The organism is Paenibacillus sp. NPDC057886, from assembly GCF_042796655.1.
Lineage (GTDB): Bacteria > Bacillota > Bacilli > Paenibacillales > Paenibacillaceae > Paenibacillus.
On sequence record NZ_JBHVMZ010000005.1, the window covers coordinates 94,428 to 113,890 of the forward strand.

17 protein-coding genes and 1 pseudogene are annotated in these 19,463 nt (G+C 43.5%); 12 read left to right on the forward strand and 6 right to left on the reverse strand.

Going from position 1 to position 19,463, the window contains the following annotated elements; translation table 11 throughout:
- The first annotated feature begins 129 nt into the window (after positions 1-129).
- From ACFVQB_RS17740 to ACFVQB_RS17750, 3 genes are all read left to right on the forward strand, one after another.
- Entirely contained in the window at positions 130-1,194 is a 1,065-nt protein-coding gene (locus ACFVQB_RS17740) for a Gfo/Idh/MocA family protein (RefSeq protein WP_379441710.1), read from the forward strand.
- 482 nt (positions 1,195-1,676) lie between these two features.
- Positions 1,677-2,171, forward strand: a complete 495-nt coding sequence (locus ACFVQB_RS17745; protein ID WP_379441713.1) for an RNA polymerase sigma factor — start codon at positions 1,677-1,679, stop codon at positions 2,169-2,171.
- Positions 2,168-3,136 (forward strand): hypothetical protein, encoded by a 969-nt coding sequence (locus ACFVQB_RS17750; RefSeq protein WP_379441716.1) that lies wholly within the window; start codon positions 2,168-2,170, stop codon positions 3,134-3,136. The genes ACFVQB_RS17745 and ACFVQB_RS17750 overlap by 4 nt, the downstream gene beginning before the upstream one ends.
- 201 nt (positions 3,137-3,337) lie before the next feature.
- On the opposite strand, the gene ACFVQB_RS17755 is transcribed toward ACFVQB_RS17750, so the two are convergent.
- Positions 3,338-3,919, reverse strand: a complete 582-nt coding sequence (locus ACFVQB_RS17755) for a YdeI/OmpD-associated family protein (protein WP_379441718.1) — start codon at positions 3,917-3,919, stop codon at positions 3,338-3,340.
- Positions 3,909-4,373, reverse strand: coding sequence for a VOC family protein (locus tag ACFVQB_RS17760; protein WP_379441720.1), 465 nt, complete (start codon positions 4,371-4,373; stop codon positions 3,909-3,911). Before ACFVQB_RS17760 ends, ACFVQB_RS17755 begins: the two co-directional genes overlap by 11 nt.
- Positions 4,374-4,482: 109 nt before the next feature.
- On the opposite strand from ACFVQB_RS17760, the gene ACFVQB_RS17765 reads away from it, so the two are divergent.
- Positions 4,483-5,394 carry a helix-turn-helix transcriptional regulator gene (locus ACFVQB_RS17765; protein WP_379441722.1) on the forward strand — a complete coding sequence of 304 codons (912 nt, stop codon included), beginning with the start codon at positions 4,483-4,485 and terminating at the stop codon, positions 5,392-5,394.
- Between the two features lie 103 nt (positions 5,395-5,497).
- On the opposite strand, the gene ACFVQB_RS17770 is transcribed toward ACFVQB_RS17765, so the two are convergent.
- Positions 5,498-6,454, reverse strand: a complete 957-nt coding sequence (locus tag ACFVQB_RS17770) for a helix-turn-helix transcriptional regulator (RefSeq protein WP_379441724.1) — start codon at positions 6,452-6,454, stop codon at positions 5,498-5,500.
- 107 nt (positions 6,455-6,561) lie between these two features.
- Here ACFVQB_RS17770 and ACFVQB_RS17775 point away from each other — a divergent pair, with 107 nt between their 5' ends.
- The 3 genes from ACFVQB_RS17775 (at position 6,562) to ACFVQB_RS17785 (ending at position 8,774) form a co-directional block, all read left to right on the forward strand.
- Positions 6,562-7,041, forward strand: a complete 480-nt coding sequence (locus ACFVQB_RS17775; protein ID WP_379441726.1) for a GyrI-like domain-containing protein — start codon at positions 6,562-6,564, stop codon at positions 7,039-7,041.
- 19 nt (positions 7,042-7,060) lie between these two features.
- Entirely contained in the window at positions 7,061-7,525 is a 465-nt protein-coding gene (locus tag ACFVQB_RS17780) for a phage tail protein (protein WP_379441728.1), read from the forward strand.
- Positions 7,526-7,700: 175 nt separating this feature from the next.
- Positions 7,701-8,774, forward strand: a complete 1,074-nt coding sequence (locus ACFVQB_RS17785) for an NAD(P)H-dependent flavin oxidoreductase (RefSeq protein ID WP_379441730.1) — start codon at positions 7,701-7,703, stop codon at positions 8,772-8,774.
- Positions 8,775-8,817: 43 nt separating this feature from the next.
- On the opposite strand, the gene ACFVQB_RS17790 is transcribed toward ACFVQB_RS17785, so the two are convergent.
- The gene (locus tag ACFVQB_RS17790; RefSeq protein ID WP_379441732.1) at positions 8,818-10,167 is read right to left on the reverse strand and encodes a response regulator; all 1,350 of its coding nucleotides are present in this window, start codon (positions 10,165-10,167) and stop codon (positions 8,818-8,820) included.
- On the reverse strand, positions 10,155-11,858 hold the full coding sequence (locus tag ACFVQB_RS17795; protein ID WP_379441734.1) for a sensor histidine kinase: 1,704 nt from the start codon (positions 11,856-11,858) through the stop codon (positions 10,155-10,157). Before ACFVQB_RS17795 ends, ACFVQB_RS17790 begins: the two co-directional genes overlap by 13 nt.
- A 321-nt stretch (positions 11,859-12,179) precedes the next feature.
- On the opposite strand from ACFVQB_RS17795, the gene ACFVQB_RS17800 reads away from it, so the two are divergent.
- From ACFVQB_RS17800 to ACFVQB_RS17820, 5 genes are all read left to right on the forward strand, one after another.
- Entirely contained in the window at positions 12,180-13,076 is an 897-nt protein-coding gene (locus tag ACFVQB_RS17800; protein ID WP_379441736.1) for an ABC transporter permease, read from the forward strand.
- Positions 13,077-13,094: 18 nt separating this feature from the next.
- Positions 13,095-13,964 (forward strand): carbohydrate ABC transporter permease, encoded by an 870-nt coding sequence (locus ACFVQB_RS17805; protein ID WP_379441738.1) that lies wholly within the window; start codon positions 13,095-13,097, stop codon positions 13,962-13,964.
- 65 nt (positions 13,965-14,029) lie between these two features.
- On the forward strand, positions 14,030-15,715 hold the full coding sequence (locus tag ACFVQB_RS17810) for an extracellular solute-binding protein (RefSeq protein WP_379441740.1): 1,686 nt from the start codon (positions 14,030-14,032) through the stop codon (positions 15,713-15,715).
- Between the two features lie 72 nt (positions 15,716-15,787).
- A complete protein-coding gene (locus tag ACFVQB_RS17815) occupies positions 15,788-17,500 on the forward strand; it encodes a discoidin domain-containing protein (protein WP_379441742.1) in 1,713 nt (570 codons plus the stop codon).
- A 343-nt stretch (positions 17,501-17,843) separates the two neighbouring features.
- Positions 17,844-18,485, forward strand: coding sequence for a family 43 glycosylhydrolase (locus tag ACFVQB_RS17820; RefSeq protein WP_379442824.1), 642 nt, complete (start codon positions 17,844-17,846; stop codon positions 18,483-18,485).
- Here ACFVQB_RS17820 and ACFVQB_RS17825 read toward each other — a convergent pair.
- A pseudogene (locus ACFVQB_RS17825) lies at positions 18,469-19,411 on the reverse strand (MATE family efflux transporter); the annotation flags it as partial. The gene ACFVQB_RS17820 and the pseudogene ACFVQB_RS17825 overlap by 17 nt on opposite strands.
- Positions 19,412-19,463 lie beyond the last annotated feature (52 nt).

The following is a 19,463-nucleotide window of genomic DNA, read 5'->3' on the forward strand; positions in this document are numbered from 1 at the left end:
ATAAGGGTATTAAACAAGTTGAGGTGCTATACATCTTGCATAAATCAAGGTCGCAGCCACTCATCTTTTTTACATAAAGTTTGCTGTGAGAAGTCTATCATATAGGCATATTCAAAAAGGGAAAGGACGATGAAGATGAATAACCGAATTTATAATATAGCAATTGTTGGCTTTGGGGGGATGGGCAGCTATCATTGCCAGTTAATTGAGCCTGTATCACAGATTTCCGTAATTGGGGTATACGATACTGTTGAATATCGGATGGAATTGGGAAAGGAAGCCGGCTATAAAACATACGCAAATCTGGATGCTGTTCTAACAGATGAGCTGGTGGATATCGTTTTAATTGCTACACCTAATGATGTTCACAAAGATATAGCAATTCAAGCTCTGCAGGCTGGTAAACATGTAATTTGCGAAAAACCGGTTACAATAACCAGCAAGGATTTTAATGATATCGTCAAGGTAGCGAACGAGGAGAAACGCGTGTTTACGGTCCATCAAAATCGTCGCTGGGATGAAGATTTCCGGACTGCCAAGGACATCATCGATAAAAAGACTTTGGGCGAGCTGTTCCATTTGGAATCCCGGGTTCAAGGAGCCAATGGCATTCCTGGCGATTGGCGCCAGCTTAAGGATTACGGTGGAGGTATGCTGCTGGATTGGGGCGTGCATTTGCTGGACCAACTGCTACAGATTACAGATAGCCAAATTGAAAGTGTGGCGGCTAATTTAAGTTATATTTTGGGAACCGAGGTGGATGATGGTTTTACGAGTTATATAACGTTTAAAGATGGCCTGACGGCACTTATTGAAGTGGGAACGACCAATTATGTGAAGTTACCGAGATGGTATCTGAAAGGAACGGAAGGTACTGCAGTGATTAGGGACTGGGATTTAAGTGGAGAGATTATCACTCGAAATCCGGATGTTGCACATATAGAGCCGAAACCTATCCAAGCGGGGCAGGGATTGACCAAAACGATGGCGCCGCCCTCCGAACAGTCCACGCTAAAGTTTGCGATAGAAAAGCCGGACTTGGAGGAGCAAAGCTTCTATGAAAATTTTGTCTCTGTTCTTGAAGGGAAATCTGAAATAGCAATTAAGAATAATGAAGTTCACAGAGTACTTGTACTAATTGAGACCATTTTTGAGGCAGCAGAGACCAAATGTGTGATCCATAGAAGTATTTAACACGCTTTCTGTTATTGCTGTAACTACTATAGATGCGTTAAAACGTGTAAGCCGTCATAATGACGGCTTTTTGTCTGTCTAATAACTCATACACACCTCATCTTTATTCCGGTAGGGATCATTTGGGAGCATTGCTCATTACAGGCGAGGCCTTATGGTGTCCGGAGGACACGCTATTACGGTTATAGGGGGACTGTTTACTTCAACAATATTGACACTAGTCGTAGTGCCTGTGATTTACAGCATGGCTTGGGGGAGCGTAGGTCGAAGGAGATCGAAACGTTCTAATGTTGGTTTATTCGTCAAAGTCGCTATTTTCGCGGCTTTTTATTGTTTTATCTTACAAATCCATATCCGCTATTGAGATCAAGAGGTTGGTCTGGTCACCCGTTTGAAAAATATTTAAACATTAAATTTACAACAAAATGTGACCAAATGCCGTCCTTGAGAGTGTTAGAGATATAAAGGAGGGCAGAACAACCATGCAGCGATCAATGCCCCAACGGGGAGATCATATGATGAAAGTCTATGAGACTTACGCGGATACGCTGTTCCGGATTGCCATGGTGCACCTCGGCAGGCGAGAGGACGCGGAGGAAGCCACTCAGGATACCTTCATCAAGTTAATGGAAAAAGCCCCTACGTTCAACGATGCTGAACATCAGAAAGCATGGTTGATCAGGGTCATCACCAATCATTGTAAATCCTTATTAGGCAGAGGTTGGCGCAAACGGGAGGTCAAGCTGGAGGGAGCAGATCCCCTTACGACAGACAACCCCGAAGATCAGGCACTGATTGAACTCGTGCTGTCACTGCCCGTCAAGTATAGATCGGTGGTTCATTTGTACTATTACGAAGATTATCCGATCCGGGAAATCAGCGAGATTCTGCAGATTAGCGAGTCTGCAGTGAAGATGCGATTGAAGCGGGGAAGACAGCTGTTAAAACTGGAGCTGGAAGGAGAAGAATCCCTATGAACGAGGAACAATTCAAACGAAATTATAAGAAAGCGGTGGACCATATGAAAACAAATGACCAAATGAAAAAACGGATAGAGCAAACCTTGAACACACAACGCCATGAACAAAAGCGCCAGCGAAAACCTCTATACATTGCAGCGAGCGTCGTCATTGCTGCCAGTGTTGGACTTGCGGCGCCAAGTATATGGCAGCAAGTGAGTGGACCGACCGCGCCAGCGACGCAGTTGGCACAGGTCACTCCGGGCGCGTCATTCGACCCGGTGGTGATTCCGAAGACAGAGCTGCCTGATTCCAAGAATGGCGTGAAAGCCGATATGCTTCAACTGGTGGTCTATCAGGGCAATGTCTATACACAGTCTGCTACATCACTTGACGGTGCGGATACGCTTGCCCTGCGAGGTGAGAAGCTCGGTACTACGACCGGGGGAATTCATGAGCTGAGCGACAAGGGTGAGTACACGGAGCTGGCCTCCAACATTGGAGAAGCGGACATCTATGCGGTCAACGGCTACGACACGAATTTCCGCATCATGTCCTACACCGAGATCGATGGTCAGGGGTATGCCCAACTGTTTGATCAGAGCAACGGCATCACTATCGGTAGCGGCGAAGACCTGATCGGCAAGCTTCATCTCGAAGGCAACGTCGCTTCAGCGCAGTGGGAGACCTTCGCCAGCTGGAACAACGGCTTGCAGCAGATGCAGCCGCTCGCAGCGGACAAATCGCTGAACAGCTTTATCTCAGCGCTATACGCTGCCAAACCGGTAGCAACAAGCCCTGAACTGGAGGAGCGTCTTTACGGGCAGGAAGATCGCAAGATCATCTACCTGACGCTCGAAGATAAGACGCAGGTCCAATTAGTCCTGTTTGGGGAAGGTCTGGTTCGTTACGGCAATGTACCGGTATTCTTCGAAATCGAGAAAGGTGCCTTCCAAGCGTTCTGGAACAACCTGGGCGAATAATCATGGAGTTTGACTCAACAAATCCACCAATCAAATCTGTTTGCTCTCTTTTACCCGTTGCTGAAAAATAGTTCGGTAAAGACAGGCAATTAAAAGGCTATGCACCGGATTCCTTCCGCCTGATAAAAATTCAAATGATAATTGATATATTTGATATTTCGATCATGTCGCTTGCTATTATTAAACACCTCACCTGAATATTCAAGGTGAGGTGTTTTGGGTGTAAAGGCGTCCATTGTCATTCCAATTGCCATACATTTTATTTTGTTTGGTGTTAGTTATAAATTTATCTAATCTTTTGTTAAATAACTCAGGTTGATTTTTATAACTTTGGATGGTGTCGATTCGAATTCTTTTATAAAGATCTGGGAATGCCGCAAAATTTTGATAAACATCCGTGTCCTCATTCAACCTCTGCTCAATAATAGGGTCAATTTTAAATGATTCGTAACTGAGATCAGGGAGAGCCTTTCGACCTTCATCTGTCATCAATCCCAACGATTCAAGGCGACGGGCCCGTTCTTTATTCAATTCAGTCCACGAACTTTTTTTGCTTCGAGGAGATAGCCTTTGAGCTAATTGAGTCTCGGATATTTTCTTTTTTTGTCCATCAATCCATCCAAAACACAAGGCTTCTTCAACAGCATCCAGATACAGCAACGTACTTGGTGTTGATTTCATACTCACAACGACCCAGCAAGAATTTTCAGTCAGGCAATGTTCTTGAAACCAAGATCTCAATTGGCTTTTTGACTTTGCTGGGAGCAGTTCATTAAGTAGCATTAGAAATTACGCTATCCAGGAATGTATCAGCGTCGCTATTAAACTTCCAAACGATACCAAATTTATCAACCAACATTCCGAAGCAGGAAGACCAAGGCATTTCTGATAATGGCATGATCACATAGCCACCTACAGACAAATTAGAAAAGTAATTTTCCATTGCCTGTTTATCATCAATAATGATACTAATGATTACATTGTTGCCTTTAACCAGCTTACCCGTTACATTCTTCATCGAAGTAAGAAGATCAGACATCATTATTTTTCCACCAGCGAATTCTAACGATGACTCCATAATCATATTCAACTCATTTTCTGGCAAAGGGTAGTTTGGATCTTGTGAAAAATCCTTGAATTTCACTTTTTTTACCTCACTTGCGTTTAAAGCTTCTGAATAAAACGCGATGACCTGCTCTGTGTTCCCATCAAAATTTAAATATGCAATAACTGACATGATAAAACCTCCTTCTTGTAATACATGAAGTGTAAGCTATAATAGGTGACAGCTAGATTGTCACCTATTATAGCTTTGTTCAAAATTTATTTACCTAAAGAGGACTATCATGAACAAAATTGAAAGATTAATATCTATCATAATGATCTTGCTGCAAAAGAATGTGGTATCAGCCACCGAATTTGCAAAATTATTCACTGTGTCAAAAAGAACGATTCTACGTGATATGGAAACACTTGGATTATCTAACATTCCCATTTATTCTATAAATGGAGTGAACGGTGGATACGGGATTATGGATGAATACAAAATAGACAAACGACTTTTAAGTAGCAAAGACTTAGAAAATATACTAACTGCACTCGGTGGATTAGGAAAAATTCTATTTAGTGACGAAGTAGAATCAACGCTTAAAAAGATTGAATCGATGATAGGTTCAACGACTTCGGGAGGTACAATTCAACTGTCTTTTTATAATTGGGATGGTCGTCCTGAAATTGTCCAAATCTTAAAGACTTGTCAGGAAGCAATAGTGCAAGGAAGGTTACTTACATTCGATTATATAGATCGAAGTGGAATCAAGACGAAGAGAAGGGTCGAGCCATACCAGCTTCATTTTAGTGAAATGAGTTGGTATTTGAAAGGATTTTGTTTAGATCGAATGGAATATCGAACTTTTAAACTGTCTAGAACGGATAATCTGAATATCGATATTAAAACATTTGTTGCTAGAGATTATATGACTGACCAGAAAACAAAACAATATTATCAACCGAAACTAATTACAATTAAAGCATTGATCTCACATCGCATAAAAGATCAATTTATTGAAAGATACGGTCAAAAAAGGATTGAAGCCTATAATTCTGAACTCCTAATAGCTGAAATAGATATGCCGCAAAACCACTTTGGATTTCGGTTTTTAGCTAGTTTCGGAACGGATTTGGAAATTATAGAACCTAAAGCATATGTTGAAGAATTTCGAGAGTTTCTAAATGCCATGATAAATAAATATGCCTAAGAACCCATATCGACTTTTTAAAGGATACGTGGATTTCAGTAGAAACAGCAGATAATAAAAGCACGACCAAGTTCAAATTTATTTGGTTTTAACTATCCACTGCTTAATATAAGCTTAATCTCTCTTGTACACCTGCTAAAATTTCTTCTGGCATCTCCTTAACTTTGATATCTCCACCTAAGAAAAGCAACCAATTGGTTATTTCGGTTAATTCTTCTGCATGATGAACGTTGATAAACGTCTTTATAACGGCTGTAGTTTGGTAAGGGTTCGTATAAGAAAGTGAAAGCTTTAAAGGGTGGTATTTCTTGAACTGTGCAATCGCCTTTGGACCAAGTTCAAGGACAAGGTTGATCATTTCTTCCTGCTTACTTAATTTTTCTAAAATTTTTTTCTTACTTACCTTTTTCTTCGTAGGAAAGGTTTCTATATGGGTGAGATTGTCGACAGATAAAATCCGCCGCTTTTCTTCCTCTAAGTCGAAGCCTTCAATGATCCATAGGCTTTTCTCACGATAAAGGTGCAGGAGATAAATGGGATACGACTTTATTTCCCTTTCTTCCTGGACGGTAACCAACAAAGAGCTTTCTATTAGAAGAAGCTGAATGAGTTTTTCCAACATAGGGTGGGGCAGGTCTGAGAGATCAAGCAAGTCGGGATTATGGGGGTTGGTCCCTTCAAAAAGCAATATTTGATTTAAAAGAACAAGGTCATCTTGCTGATTTTCGGAGATGAGGCCCAGTAACTTTTCGGTTAAAGACTGACGGCTCTTTAGATAAGGGAGTTGTTGATTTCGGGTTGCCATAAAGGCGAGAAAAAGAGCTTTAATTTCATTATCCGTAAAGCGGACCGTAGGCAAGACAGAGTTGTTCATGACAAAATAACCCCCATCTCTCCCAACTTCAGCGACAAGTGGCATACCCATAGCTTCAATTTCTCGGATATCTCGAATAGCGGTCGAACGAGAGATGTTAAATTCCCGCATGATTTCAGAAATGGTAAAGTGAGCACGGTTGTTAATATATCTCATGATGATATTAATTCGTTCAACTTTTTTCATCGGGTCCTCCTAAACAGTATCATAATTTGACATGATTTAAGGTTATTATAAACCCATCAAGTGAAAAGACAAATGCATTGATAAATTTAAAGAGGATGGTGTTACGAATGAGTAATTATAATTTTGAAGAAAAAGACAGCTTTATCGTTTTGGGTATTGGAACGGAGCTTAAGAGCAACTACACAGACTATGCTGGTATTAACAAAGAAAAGGCTGATTTTTGGTCGGCTGTGAAAGAAGATGGAAGTCTGGACTCTTTAAAATCAATAGCGACAAATGACTATATTTTTGCCGTGAACGAAGCGGTGAATAACAAGATGATGCATTATGCTGGTGTCATGACAGAAGAAACACTGCCAGAAGCAACCAGAGTGATACAATTCCCTAAAGGAGAATACCTGGTCGTTAAGGGGGAAGGGACGACATCTGATGAGTTAAGTAATAACCTTACTGGCGTTGCTTTTGGTCAAGTTCTTCCAACGGAAACGAATTATGCTTATGTCGGTGGGCCAAATACTACGGTTGAGATGGGACAACGAAACGGCTTGTTATTTGGTGAAATATGGATTCCTGTAGTAAGGAAATAAACTTGAAGGAGAGATCGGAATGTCGTATATCGTTGATTTTAATAATGTATCTACGGTCGGATTAGAGTCTTCACCAGTAGCAGCAGCGCTTGCAGGTTTGCGTGCGAATGAAGCCCGTTATTTTATGAACAAATATAAGCATGAATTTACGGTTGTTCCTGCTAGCGAAAGTCAGGACACCCTTGACTATGTAACACGAATTTTGAAGGAAGAACGTGATATTGAGTTTGCAGCCAAGCCCTTGGAGACGTCAGCTTTTCAAGTAGAAAACATTCGATTTTCCTACGTCTTTTATGAAGATGGTCTTGCTCTCAATGTCATGTATACGGTGGATGACCCTAAGAAGCGGGCCGTGGGTTTTAAGCTTTCTGAGGGGATGGAAGTCCCAGAGGAGTTAGAAGGGAAGTTTAAGTTTGCCAGGCAGAAATCTAAGTTAGCTGGAACCATTCGGGGCTCGTTTTTTGTAATAAAGAGAGAGTATTGAAGGGGATAAGTCGCGTCTTGAATATATCCAACTACGGGAAAATAAAGCTATAGCACTGAGCTATTGCTTTATTTTCATTGGTTTAAACCAGCATCGATTTACGGATTATACAAGATGGATAAACTCGATGTAAACTATAGAGAATGGAATCTGAATTGATGAGGAGGGAACCCCGATGTCTATTCAATTAAACAGTAAGTTCTGTGAAAGCTTCAATATTCGTTATCCAATTGTTCTTGCCGGCATGGCCGGTATTGCAAACATGGCACCACTAGTCGCTGCGGTTTCAAATGCAGGTGGGTTAGGTACGCTAGGCGCTGCGTATATGAGCCCTGAAGAACTAAGAGATGCCATACACGAGATCAAAAAACGGACTCAGGCACCGTTTGCCATAAATGTTTTTGCTCATGTTGGACCGGATCACTATACGAATTTTGATGTGGTAACCGAAGCGTTGACCCCGATTCAAGAGTCCTTGGGTGTGAAGCAGCGTGCTAAAGATGAAATACGTACACCCAATCATTTTGAGGAACAGTTTGGCCTCTTGTTGGACGAAAAAGTTCCGATTATCAGTACAACGTTTGGATTACTTTCTGAGCATCATATGCAGAAGGCAAAATCGTTAGGGATCAAAATCATGAGTAAGGTCACAACGGTAGAGGAAGCTATTCAAGCGGAGAAGCGCGGATGTGATGTCATTGTTGCACAAGGTAGTGAAGCAGGAGGGCATCGAGGAACTTTTGATGTATCATCTCAGCCCAGCGGAGCAAATATCGGAACCATGGCACTTGTCCCACAAATTGTAGATCATGTTCATATTCCAGTCCTTGCGGCAGGCGGAATTATGGATGGCAGAGGACTGGTGGCTTCGCTCGCTTTGGGAGCACAGGGTGTACAAATGGGGACCCGTTTTTTGACATCCGTTGAGTCTGGGGCACATGAGGTATACAAACGTGCGTTACTTGATAGCACAGAGGAAAGCACCGTAATTACGAATGCCTTTTCTGGACGGCCAGCGCGTGGAATCAAGAACAACTTTATACAGCATTGGGAAGCATCCAGTCTTAAGCCGCTAACCTTCCCTACCCAAAATACATTAACTCGCGAAATCAGGAATGCTTCTGCTAAGCAAAATAATCCCGAGTATATGGCCCTTTGGGCAGGTCAGGGAACGAGAATGTTAACAGATAACCACACTGCAGGCGATATCATTAATCAAATTGTAGAAGAGGCCAGAAGTATTATTTAGTACTTGGCCCGCTTAACAATTTGATGACGATCCAGCTACATCTTCACTTGTGGATCATATTTCTGCGGTACTGGTATGGCGTAACCCCGAATTCCACTTTGAACAACTGGATAAAATATTGATTTTTTTTGTAACCGACCATTTGCGCTATATCGTTTACGCGAAGCTCAGAATCCTGAAGCAGTCGGGATGCTTTCTCCAACCGTTTTCTGGAAATGTAGTTTGACACATTTTCGCCCGTCTCCTGTTTGAAAAGTTTGGAAAGATAGACAGGATGGAGATGTGCGACTTTTCCCAGCTCATCCAGGCTAAGGCCGTGTGAAAGGTGGTCTTTGATGTACTTTTGCACTTTGTCGACGATGGTTTGAATGGACATCTGTTTGTTATTCCTGATTCGGCTGACCCTATCGGTGAGGGTCGACCAAAGTTCATCAGGGTCCCGTAGCCGATTGAAAATCCAATCCGCGGTTTCAGATGCATCCCGATTCTTATCCGCCAGATATACATAAAGGATGGTCTCCATGAGAAAGATCGTTTTTTGCTTACTGAGATGGATTCGTTCATATTTTTTGATGATGTTTCCGGCAGACTCCCATTCCCCGCATGACGGAGAAGGGTTAAATAAGCCAATGAAGTCGTCATAGTGTACGTCCTCACTTAGGAAGAACCCGTAGAACATCTGTCGGGTCACCTTTCGATCGGTCAACGAAAAGGGAGGGGACACGACCGAGTGGTCCAGTTGGGTGGTCAGTTCCCCAGCAACTTCTTCAGGAACAAAAGCTGCCAGTTGGGTTCCCGCAGCCCAAACGAGACGATCCAATTTGTCTCCGACAGCACGTTGTAGACTCTCTACATGTTCTTGTGTGAAACCCTCCACCTTGAAGCAGCAAAAACGGTGCCCCCTGAAAAATTCAGTATAAGCATCAAACTCTTTCCTTAAAGCCTCGTTTTCTCCAAGAAGCGATAACAGATACCCCAAACCATCGAAGTTCTCCCATGCGACGGGTTGAATGGGCCTTGTCTTTATAATATTTTTGATGGCTTTAGACATGGCTTTCTCCACATCATCTTTGTCTACAGGTTTGAGCAGATAATCAAGTGCACCTAAACGAATTCCTTGTTGTGCATATTCGAACTGGGAATAGCCGGAAAGGATGATGACCTTGGTTGGCAAGCTATGTTTGTGAATATGTTGCAGCAGATCAATCCCCGAAACCTCGGGCATTCGAATGTCAGTGATCAGAATATCTATTTGGCTTCGATTCAACATATCCCTGGCTTCAATCGAGTTGGTGGTCGTTTCGATCTGATCGATGCCAAAGGTTTTCCAATCGAGCAGGTGCTTCATATACTCAACGACATAATGCCCGTCATCCACGATTAATAATCGCATAAGGTTTCTCCTTTCTCCGCAGGAATGTGGATGTGCAGCAGGACGGACAGGCCGGCCCATTCATTGGTAGAGAATTGCAGTCCACTAAGCTCGCCATACGTATTCTTCAACCGCCGATTGACATTCCAGAGCCCGACACCTTTGGTTCCTTCAGGCTGAGCATTGCTCTCAAGCGTGGCCTCCAGCCCGCGGATGTCTTCCAGCGCAAGACCTTTTCCGTCATCCGAAACCTTGATCGCTATCACAGCTCCCATCTGTTTTACTTCGATCGTTACCCGATGGGCTCCCTGTTGTCCTTCAATACCATGTTGAATGGCATTTTCGACGACTGGCTGGATAATCAGCGGCATAAGGGGAAGGGAAGCCAGCTCCGGCGGCAGATCAATGCTGTACTCGATTTTTTTGCTGAGAGTCATAATAATCAGGAAATGTTCTGCAAACTTGAGTTCGCTTTCCAGCGTGACTTCATGTCGGTCCAATTTGGTTAAATAGCGGTAATATTCGGCTAGATGCTTACTCATGCGCATGACGGCATCTGGAGAAAACTGAGCCACCGACATGATAAAAAACAAACTGTTGTATAAAAAATGAGGATTAATCTGAGCCTGGAGCTGCTGAAGTTCCGCACTACGTCTCAGTTCCGTTTCGGTCTTCAAGGATACGAACAGATCCTGAATTTCGGTAACCATATGGTTAAAGCTCCTGAACAGGCTGTAAAACTCTTTATCGGTATTTTCGGTAATCCGCGTGTTGTGATTGCCTTGCTCGACCTGTGAAAACTTCTTCTCCAATAGACGGATATTACGGTAATAGTTCCGGTAAAACGTAAAGATAACAACCAGACCAAGCGTCAAAACCGCCAAAATGCTGGCAAGGAAAACTTTACGGTTACGGTCAAGTGGTTGCAGAAAATCATTTGTCCGAGTATATGTAATTAGGTAGGTATCCATAGGTTCAATATAACGGGAAAGAACATAGTAATCATCCGAATTGGTATGATAATCGTATTTTATCGTTGCTTCGGTCTGGGAAGAGAGCATAATAGTAATCGCTTTCAACAGATCGTTATCGACATTTTTCTCACTCCATAACTGATGATCGTTAAACAGATAAAAAGCGTTGGAGCTGTCATTGTTCACAGCCTTTTTCAGCAGGCTTTTCAAATAGTCGGTATTCAGCTTTATACCAACCACATACTGAGCCGGTTCATGTTGTCCGGATTTCTGGATGTATGGATAGACAGCAAAGTAATACAAGCTGTCACCAACGATTTGCCATCCCCGTTGCTGCACATTCTTGAACGGAAGCCTCGCCTCCAGCGTAATGTTGGTGGACAGAAACGTCTCTTCAGACTTCCAGTATATGCCGATGGATTCAATGGATCGACTGGACAGAAGCGTTTGCCGCAATCGATCAACGATTTCATTTTTTTTCATTTGGGAATCATAATTGCTCAGCTCAATAACATGGTTCTGATAGAACCGGACATCACTGTCTGCTGCATACTGAACCCCGTACATATTAACCTCATATATAATCCCATCCAGAATGCCTTTCACATAATCAAGCTGGTTTTTGGAAGCTCCGATCAGATTTTCTTCAAGTGTCTTTGAACTCAAACGGTTCATCACGAAGAACAGACTCAACGTCAGCAGCAGAAAAAAAACAAAGAAATAGATAAATCGCTTCATGTACATTTTTCTTATCATATGCCTGTCCTTTCATAACGCAAAACATAGAAGCCAAAAGCATAACGGATTAACTTTAATATAAGCCAAACCCTCCAAAAGCGGAAGGGAGGTCATGATTATAAATGTAAGCGGTTTTAAAATGATTCAGAATGGGGTGATGATCTTGAAATTTTGGCATTTTGGTATGAAAGCGCTTTTGTTAAGCTTTACTGCAAGGATTGCTATCGAAGAGCCGTCATAGAGGAGGTATGCAACATTAACGAGATTGGTTCTGTTACGTCTGCTAAAAAAGCAAATACAAAGGTATCCCAGCCCAATCCAATGAAAAAGGAAATTAGGAAAAATTGGCCTTTGTATGTACTGTGTATTCCGGCTTTTGTGTTTGTTTGCATCTTTTCTTATGGTCCCATGGTAGGTTTGCTCATGGCGTTTCAGGATTACAAACCTTGGCTCGGCATCGGGGGTTCCCGGTGGATAGGGTTGGATAATTTCGAAAGGATTTTCCAGTACAAAGAAGCAACACAAGCGATCGTCAATACGCTGATTATCGCCGTTTCCAAAATTATTGTCGGTATTATCGTTCCCATTGTCATGGCTATTCTGCTGAGCGAAATTCGAAATGTTGGGATTAAAAAAAGTGTACAGACTCTGGTGTATCTGCCGCATTTTTTGTCCTGGGTCACTGTTGCGGGGTTGATGATAGACATTCTCGGATTAGACGGAGGCGTCAACCAAGTTTTGACCCGGATTTTCGGGAACGATCCCATTTACTTTTTGGGTGATCCTGATCTTTTTAGATTCACGGTTGTGGTCAGCGATGTGTGGAAGAGCTTCGGATTCGGCATGATTGTCTACTTGGCAACGATAGCGGGAATCAACCCTTCCTATTACGAAGCGGCCGAGATTGACGGTGCTACACGACGGCAGCAAATCCGATACGTCACCTTGCCTAGCATGTTGCCCATGATTATCGTCATTTCTACACTGAGTCTGGGAAATATTCTGGACGCGGGATTTGATCAGGTATTCAATCTGTACAATCCGCTTGTCTATAGCACGGGAGATATCATTGACACCTATGTCTACCGTTCATCCTTGTTAAGCGGGCAGTACGGGTTCGGAACCGCTGTAGGGCTGTTTAAGTCGGGGATCAGCCTGATCTTGATTGTCGTATCCTACAGGCTGGCCTATAAGTATGCCAATTATAAAATATTCTAACAAGGAGGGGGAGGGATCATGTACCATAAGACAACGGGCTACAGAGTATTCTCATATTTTAATTATGCGTTCATGATATTGGCGGGACTGGCGTGTTTTCTCCCACTGCTGCATTTGCTCGCGCAATCGCTCAGCAGTAAAGCGGCGATTAGCGGTAACATGGTGTCATTTTGGCCGGTTGGATTCAATGTGGACGCCTATGTAAAAACGTTCAACAATTCCAATTTCAACGGTGCCATGCTGACATCCATCACTCGAACGGTTTTGGGGACGTCCATCAGCATGTTCATCCTTACCTGTGCAGGGTATGCTTTGTCCAAGGAATTCCGGGGCCGCAACGTGCTGATGTGGTTTTTTATCTTTACCATGCTCTTCTCTGGGGGATTGATTCCTTCTTACATTTTGGTAACAGCCCTTGGATTAAAGGACACGATATGGGCCCTTGTGTTGCCAGGAGCTTTCGGAGCTTATAACCTGATCCTTCTCGTCAATTTCTTCAAAACCATTCCCAAAGCCTTGGAAGAAGCGGCATTCATTGACGGAGCGTCCTTTTTCGTTATCCTTAGCAAAATTTATTTACCATTATCTCTTCCCGGACTGGCGACCGTATCCTTGTTCATCATGGTGGGACACTGGAATTCCTGGTTTGACGGAATTTTGTACATGTCCGATGCGAGCAAGTATCCACTCGCATCGTTCCTCCAGACGGTTGTGGTGCAGAGCAATATGCAGAATATGGCCATGAGCCAATCTGAAGTTGCAGCCATGTCGGAACAAAGCATCAAGGCGGCCCAGATTTTTGTCAGCACGCTACCCATCATTCTGGTCTATCCTTTTTTGCAGCGATATTTTGTTAAAGGGATTGTGTTAGGGGCTGTCAAAGAATAGGTGCAATGAAGAGATAATCGAATCAATAGAAAACAAAACCAATAGATCGAAGGGGGCATATTTCTATGAAGAAAAGAAACGATTTATGGAAAATGGTAAGTATGGTTATGCTATCGGCCACTCTCGTGGCTGGCTGCAGTGGAGGGGAAAGTGCTTCTGAGACCGCACCATCATCGGTGCTGAAGGACGGGAAATACGATCCTCCGTTTACAATTACAATCGCGAAACAGCAGGACGAGAATGCCGGAAAGTACATCAATGGTGAAAGTTTGAATGACAATGTATTGACCCGCTGGGGCGAACAAAAGCTGGGCATTAAGATCCAAACCACCTTGCTGGGTGGTGACGCTTCCCAGTACAATACCAAGCTGAGGCTCGCGCTGACAGGTTCCGAGAAGCTGCCAGACGTTCTGCCGGTCTATGACACCATGTTGGTCAATGATTTGATTGAATCAGGGCGGGTCAAGGAGATTACGGAAGATATTTCAACCTATATGCCTGACCGGATTAAAGATATATACAAACAATCCCCGACCACCTTCAATCCAGTGGTCAGGGATGGCAAGGTTTACGGGATGGCCATTGCACCGAATTTGACCGAAGGCGAAGTCATGCTGATCCGTCAGGACTGGCTGGACAAGTTGAATCTGAAAGCGCCAACAACAATTGAAGAATTCGAGCAAGTCATCGCGGCGTTCACCAATGAGGACCCGGATGGGAACGGCAAGCAAGACACATACGGCTTTACATTTTCGGGTAAAGATTCCTACAATACGGGCTGGGTCAGCGATCCGGTCATGATTTTCAGCGCATACACGGGCAAGCATCTTCCAAGGCAATGGCATAATGACAACGGCAAACTCACCTATGGATCCGTGGCTGATGGCAACAAAGAGGCACTTGCCAAGTTACGCGATTGGTATGCAAAAGGGTACTTGAACAAAGAATTGGCAACCCAGGGAGCCTGGGACGCACTCTCCGATTTTACCGAAGGGAAGGCGGGTATCATCATAGGCCGTCCTTGGCTTTACGACAGTGTGAAGGACGTGGAGAAAAATATAGAGGGTGCGAAAATCAGTGCTTATCCAACCATTCAAGGCGTGAACGGTGATAAAACCTATCAATCTGCCCAGTTGAACGATGGCGTGTTCATGTTTAACAAAGACTTTCAAAACATGGAAGCATTCTTCCTTTACTACGATAAAATGTACGATGCCGCGTTTAGCACGGGAGATTTCAAATACGGCTACGCTCAGGGATATGATTACGATATCGTTAACAACGAAGTGACTTTCGATCCAACGAAATTCACTACGCCTTTGGAAGCTATACAAGGCGTTGGGAAAATGGCATTCACCAAAAATACGCCGAGCGTCGACGGTCCGGGCAAATCGTACTTTGATCTGGCGACAGGGGCCGAGCACGATACGGGTGTCCTGATTCAAAGCGACTCGAAGGATCAAACGACCAAAGACGGATATCGGATTTCGTATGAAAATAGGGATGTCTTGCTGCCAAATGAGTTTAATGGACCACCCACTCCAACGATGCAGAATGTGTGGGAACAGCTGACCACCATGGAGCAAGAGACATTCACCAAAATCATATACGGTAATGAGCCCATTGAAGCATTTGATACCTTTGTCAAACAGTGGCACGAAAAAGGCGGAGACCAAGTAATCGAAGAAGTTAACGATTGGTACATCCAAGCCAGCGAGACGGATGTCATGGCACTGATGAAATTGAAATAAAAGTGAATTTTAACCTGGATCAGCCTTCTGGCAACAGGAAGGTTGGTCTTCTAAAAAAGGAGATGATGAGACATGATCAAAGGTAAACAGGGGATTGCTATCGTCATTGTATTTTTTTTGTTAACATTTTATATAACGTCCTCAGCTCAAACCGTTCACGCTGCTAGTGAGGAGACTAATATTGCTGCAACACTGTTTATGTTGAAAAACGAATCCGAAGTATCCAATGCCAAAATACATTGGGCATCTGTTGACGGGGCGACCGAATATGAGTTGCTCAGATCCGAGAACAATGAACCCTATGTATCATTGCAGACCTTAACCGGTACAACGACGGATGATTATGACCTCAACATAGGTAACACGTACAGGTATCAAGTGAAGGCATACGGCGGTAATTCCTTTTTAACCTCTGCCGTTTCGCCCGAATATGCGCCTTACATCCTCCCCACAAACCTCACAAGTTTTGATAATACAACGAAATCAACCCTGAACCTCCCGAATGAGCTTAAAGTTGGGGATACCTATTATAGGTTCAACTTTGTGCAAAAGGCATCAGGCGGTTTTGGTGAAATGATTCAACAGACGTCAACCGATGATATTACCTATGGTAATGACAAAGTGGTGCTTTCCTATACGGATCATCCGGATCTGGCCAATTCTAAATTTGAGGGGATCAATATCCTTTACCATGCTCCCACGAATAAATTTGTTTTTTGGGCTCACTATGAAAACAGTACTGACTACACGCTTGCCAGGGTATCTGTGGCTTCGGCCAAGCCTGGAGAAGACTTCACATTTCACAAAAGCTTTCGACCAGAAGGGAATGAGTCTAGGGATATCTCGATTTTCAAAGATGATGATGGTTCCGCTTATTTGATCTCAACAGCGAATAATAATTCGGACACCATATTGTATAAGTTGACCTCCGATTGGCTGGATGTGGATCATCAAGTTTCTGTTATATATCAGAATCAACACAGGGAACTGCCAAAGGTGATTAAAAAAGATGGCATTTATTATTTGTTTTCTTCCCAAGCTGCAGGTTGGTATCCAAGCATACCGATGTATTCCTCAGCAACTAGCATGGATGGAGAGTGGTCTGAACTACGAGTAATCGGCAACACGTCGACCTTCTCTGCGCAATCGGGTTCCGTTATGCGGGTGAAGCCAAACACGGGTGACAACGTGGTTATGGTTGCTTATCGCTGGATGTTCGGCTGGGCAGGTACGCAAAACGGAACAACGGAGGAACGTTTGCTCCCCGTTTGGTTCTCCAGTGGTTACGCATTCTATGATTATTTTGATCAAATTCTGTACAATGCTGACGATGATGTGATCGTTCCCGTTCAGAACGGAAAACTGCTGTCGCAAGGTAAACCTGCAGCAGCACAAACTGCTTCGGGAACTACCCCGGCAAGTTATGCGAATGATGGTAACTATCAAACCGAATGGGTAGGCACAGGCAGCTCCTGGCCACATTGGTGGAAGGTAGACCTCGGCTCCGTTCAACAAATTAATAACGTGCAAATCTCCTGGTGGATGCAAAAAGGCTCTGAGGGATTTTACAAATATAAAATTGAGACCAGTACGGATAATGTAAACTGGACCGTGGCTTTGGACCGAACCAATAATACATCTTACGGCTTCACCTCTGATCATCTCTCAACTACGGCTAGATACGTAAGAATTAATATGGTCGGTGCGACACTTCATAACAACCCGAACAACTGGTATACACCAAGGCTGTGGGAAGTGAAGATATTTGGAGCCGAAACGGACTAACGATACTCTTGAATGTGAAAATGAATAGAAGAGAGGTAGCTGTGTGAATACAACATTAACCAACGGTACTGTTTGGGAGGATTCTAAAGGTCAGCCAATCCATGCCCATGGTGGACATATTCTATTTCATGACCATTTTTATTACTGGTATGGCGAAGATCGCAGAGACGATATTTATGTCAGTTGTTACCGTTCCAAAGATCTATTCAACTGGGAGTTTCGAAATCATATCATAACAACCTCTACTCCAGTTGCACCCATTCGAGTTCGGACGAATCTGAAATTATTGAGCGACAAAGGTGGAAAGGTGAATCTCGAACGCCCTAAAGTGCTTTTCAACTCGGTGACGAAGAAGTTTGTTCTCTGGGTTCACTATGAGAATGGGGAACATTACAATGATGCTGCATGCGCCATTGCCACATCGGATTCACCGGATAGTCATTTTGTTTATCATGGCAGCTTTAATCCTTATGGGTATATGTCGCGTGACTGTACGCTCTTTCAGGATGATGACGGGACAGCATACTTTATTTCAGCTGCCAGAGACAATGCGGATCTTCACATCTATCGTCTGCAGGAAGATTACCTTAATGTCGAACGTCTTGTCGGGAAGTTGTGGCAGGGTGAATATCGGGAGGCGCCGGCCGTCTTCAAACGAAACGGAAAGTACTATATGCTGAGTTCGTTTTGTACCGGCTGGGACCCGAATCAAGGTAAATACGCGATGGCGAATTCCATGGATGGACCTTGGGGAATGCTCAGCGATTTTGGCGATGAAACGACATATCGAACGCAGCCGGCATTTGTACTGAAGAGATCAGAGCAGGAGTACTTGTACTTTTCGGATCGTTGGAACGGATCAGATTACTTTCAATCGAGCTATGTGGTACTGCCTATTGAATTCAATGGGGACATTCCGATTCTGAATATTTATTCCACGTTATCTTTTGAAAGGGATGCAAATTCGATTGCGGGTCATTCGTAAAAAAACCAATTAGGTGGTCGGAAATCAGATAGACGATAACGCCGAACACAAGAGCTAAGGCTAAGATCACTTTAATCGTAAATCCAATGGTTTGTTTCATGCGTAATTTATTTGCTGTAAAAGAGAAGGCAATCAACGGCACGACTCCCTCACATAAGCCCATCAAAATAAACTCAGGAAATTGTAATAAACGTGATGAGATCCCGTAAGCCGCTAAGGCCTGATCCCCATATTCGACAAGTAAGTGATTAAAAATAAGCGACATTGCGCCCAAAAAGATACTCATAATAAAGACGGGGACTCCGATTTCGAATACATTGCTCAAAATATCCTGGTAGCGTTGAACCACTTTATGGAAAATGTTAAGAATTGGCTCTTATATCCCATATGAAAGGCGTAGAATACACTTGCAACCAGGTTAGAAATGACGGTAGCCGACGCCACGCCGATCACACCGCAATGGAGTACGAAGACGACTAGCGCATCGAGAATAATATTCACGACAACACTAAGAATCATGCCGATCATCGACGTGATAGCTGCCCCTTCCGAGCGCACAATATTCTCCAGCGTGGAGAATAATACGACGAATGGCGAACCAATAAGCATAACCGTGACATAGTCCTTCGTGAAGCCAAAAGAATTAGGCGTTGCCCCCAGGCCGTGAACGATGGAATCGATCAAGGGGAGGCCGACGGCCATCACGATCAGGCCGAGAACCAAACTGCTGTAAAAGGCGAATGAAGACACATGCTTTACATCATCATATTTTTTTCTCCTAGTAAACGGGAGATGAACGTACCGCTGCCCATACCAATCAAATTGCCTAGCGCCATGATAATCGCGAATAACGGAAAGGTTAGGACGAGTGCGGTTAACATCAAAGTACCGAGAATCGCACCCAGGAAATAGGTATTTAAGATGGATGGAGCAGAACCCCGACGAATTGGGGTCTTGCTTGCAGCATGAAACAGGCCC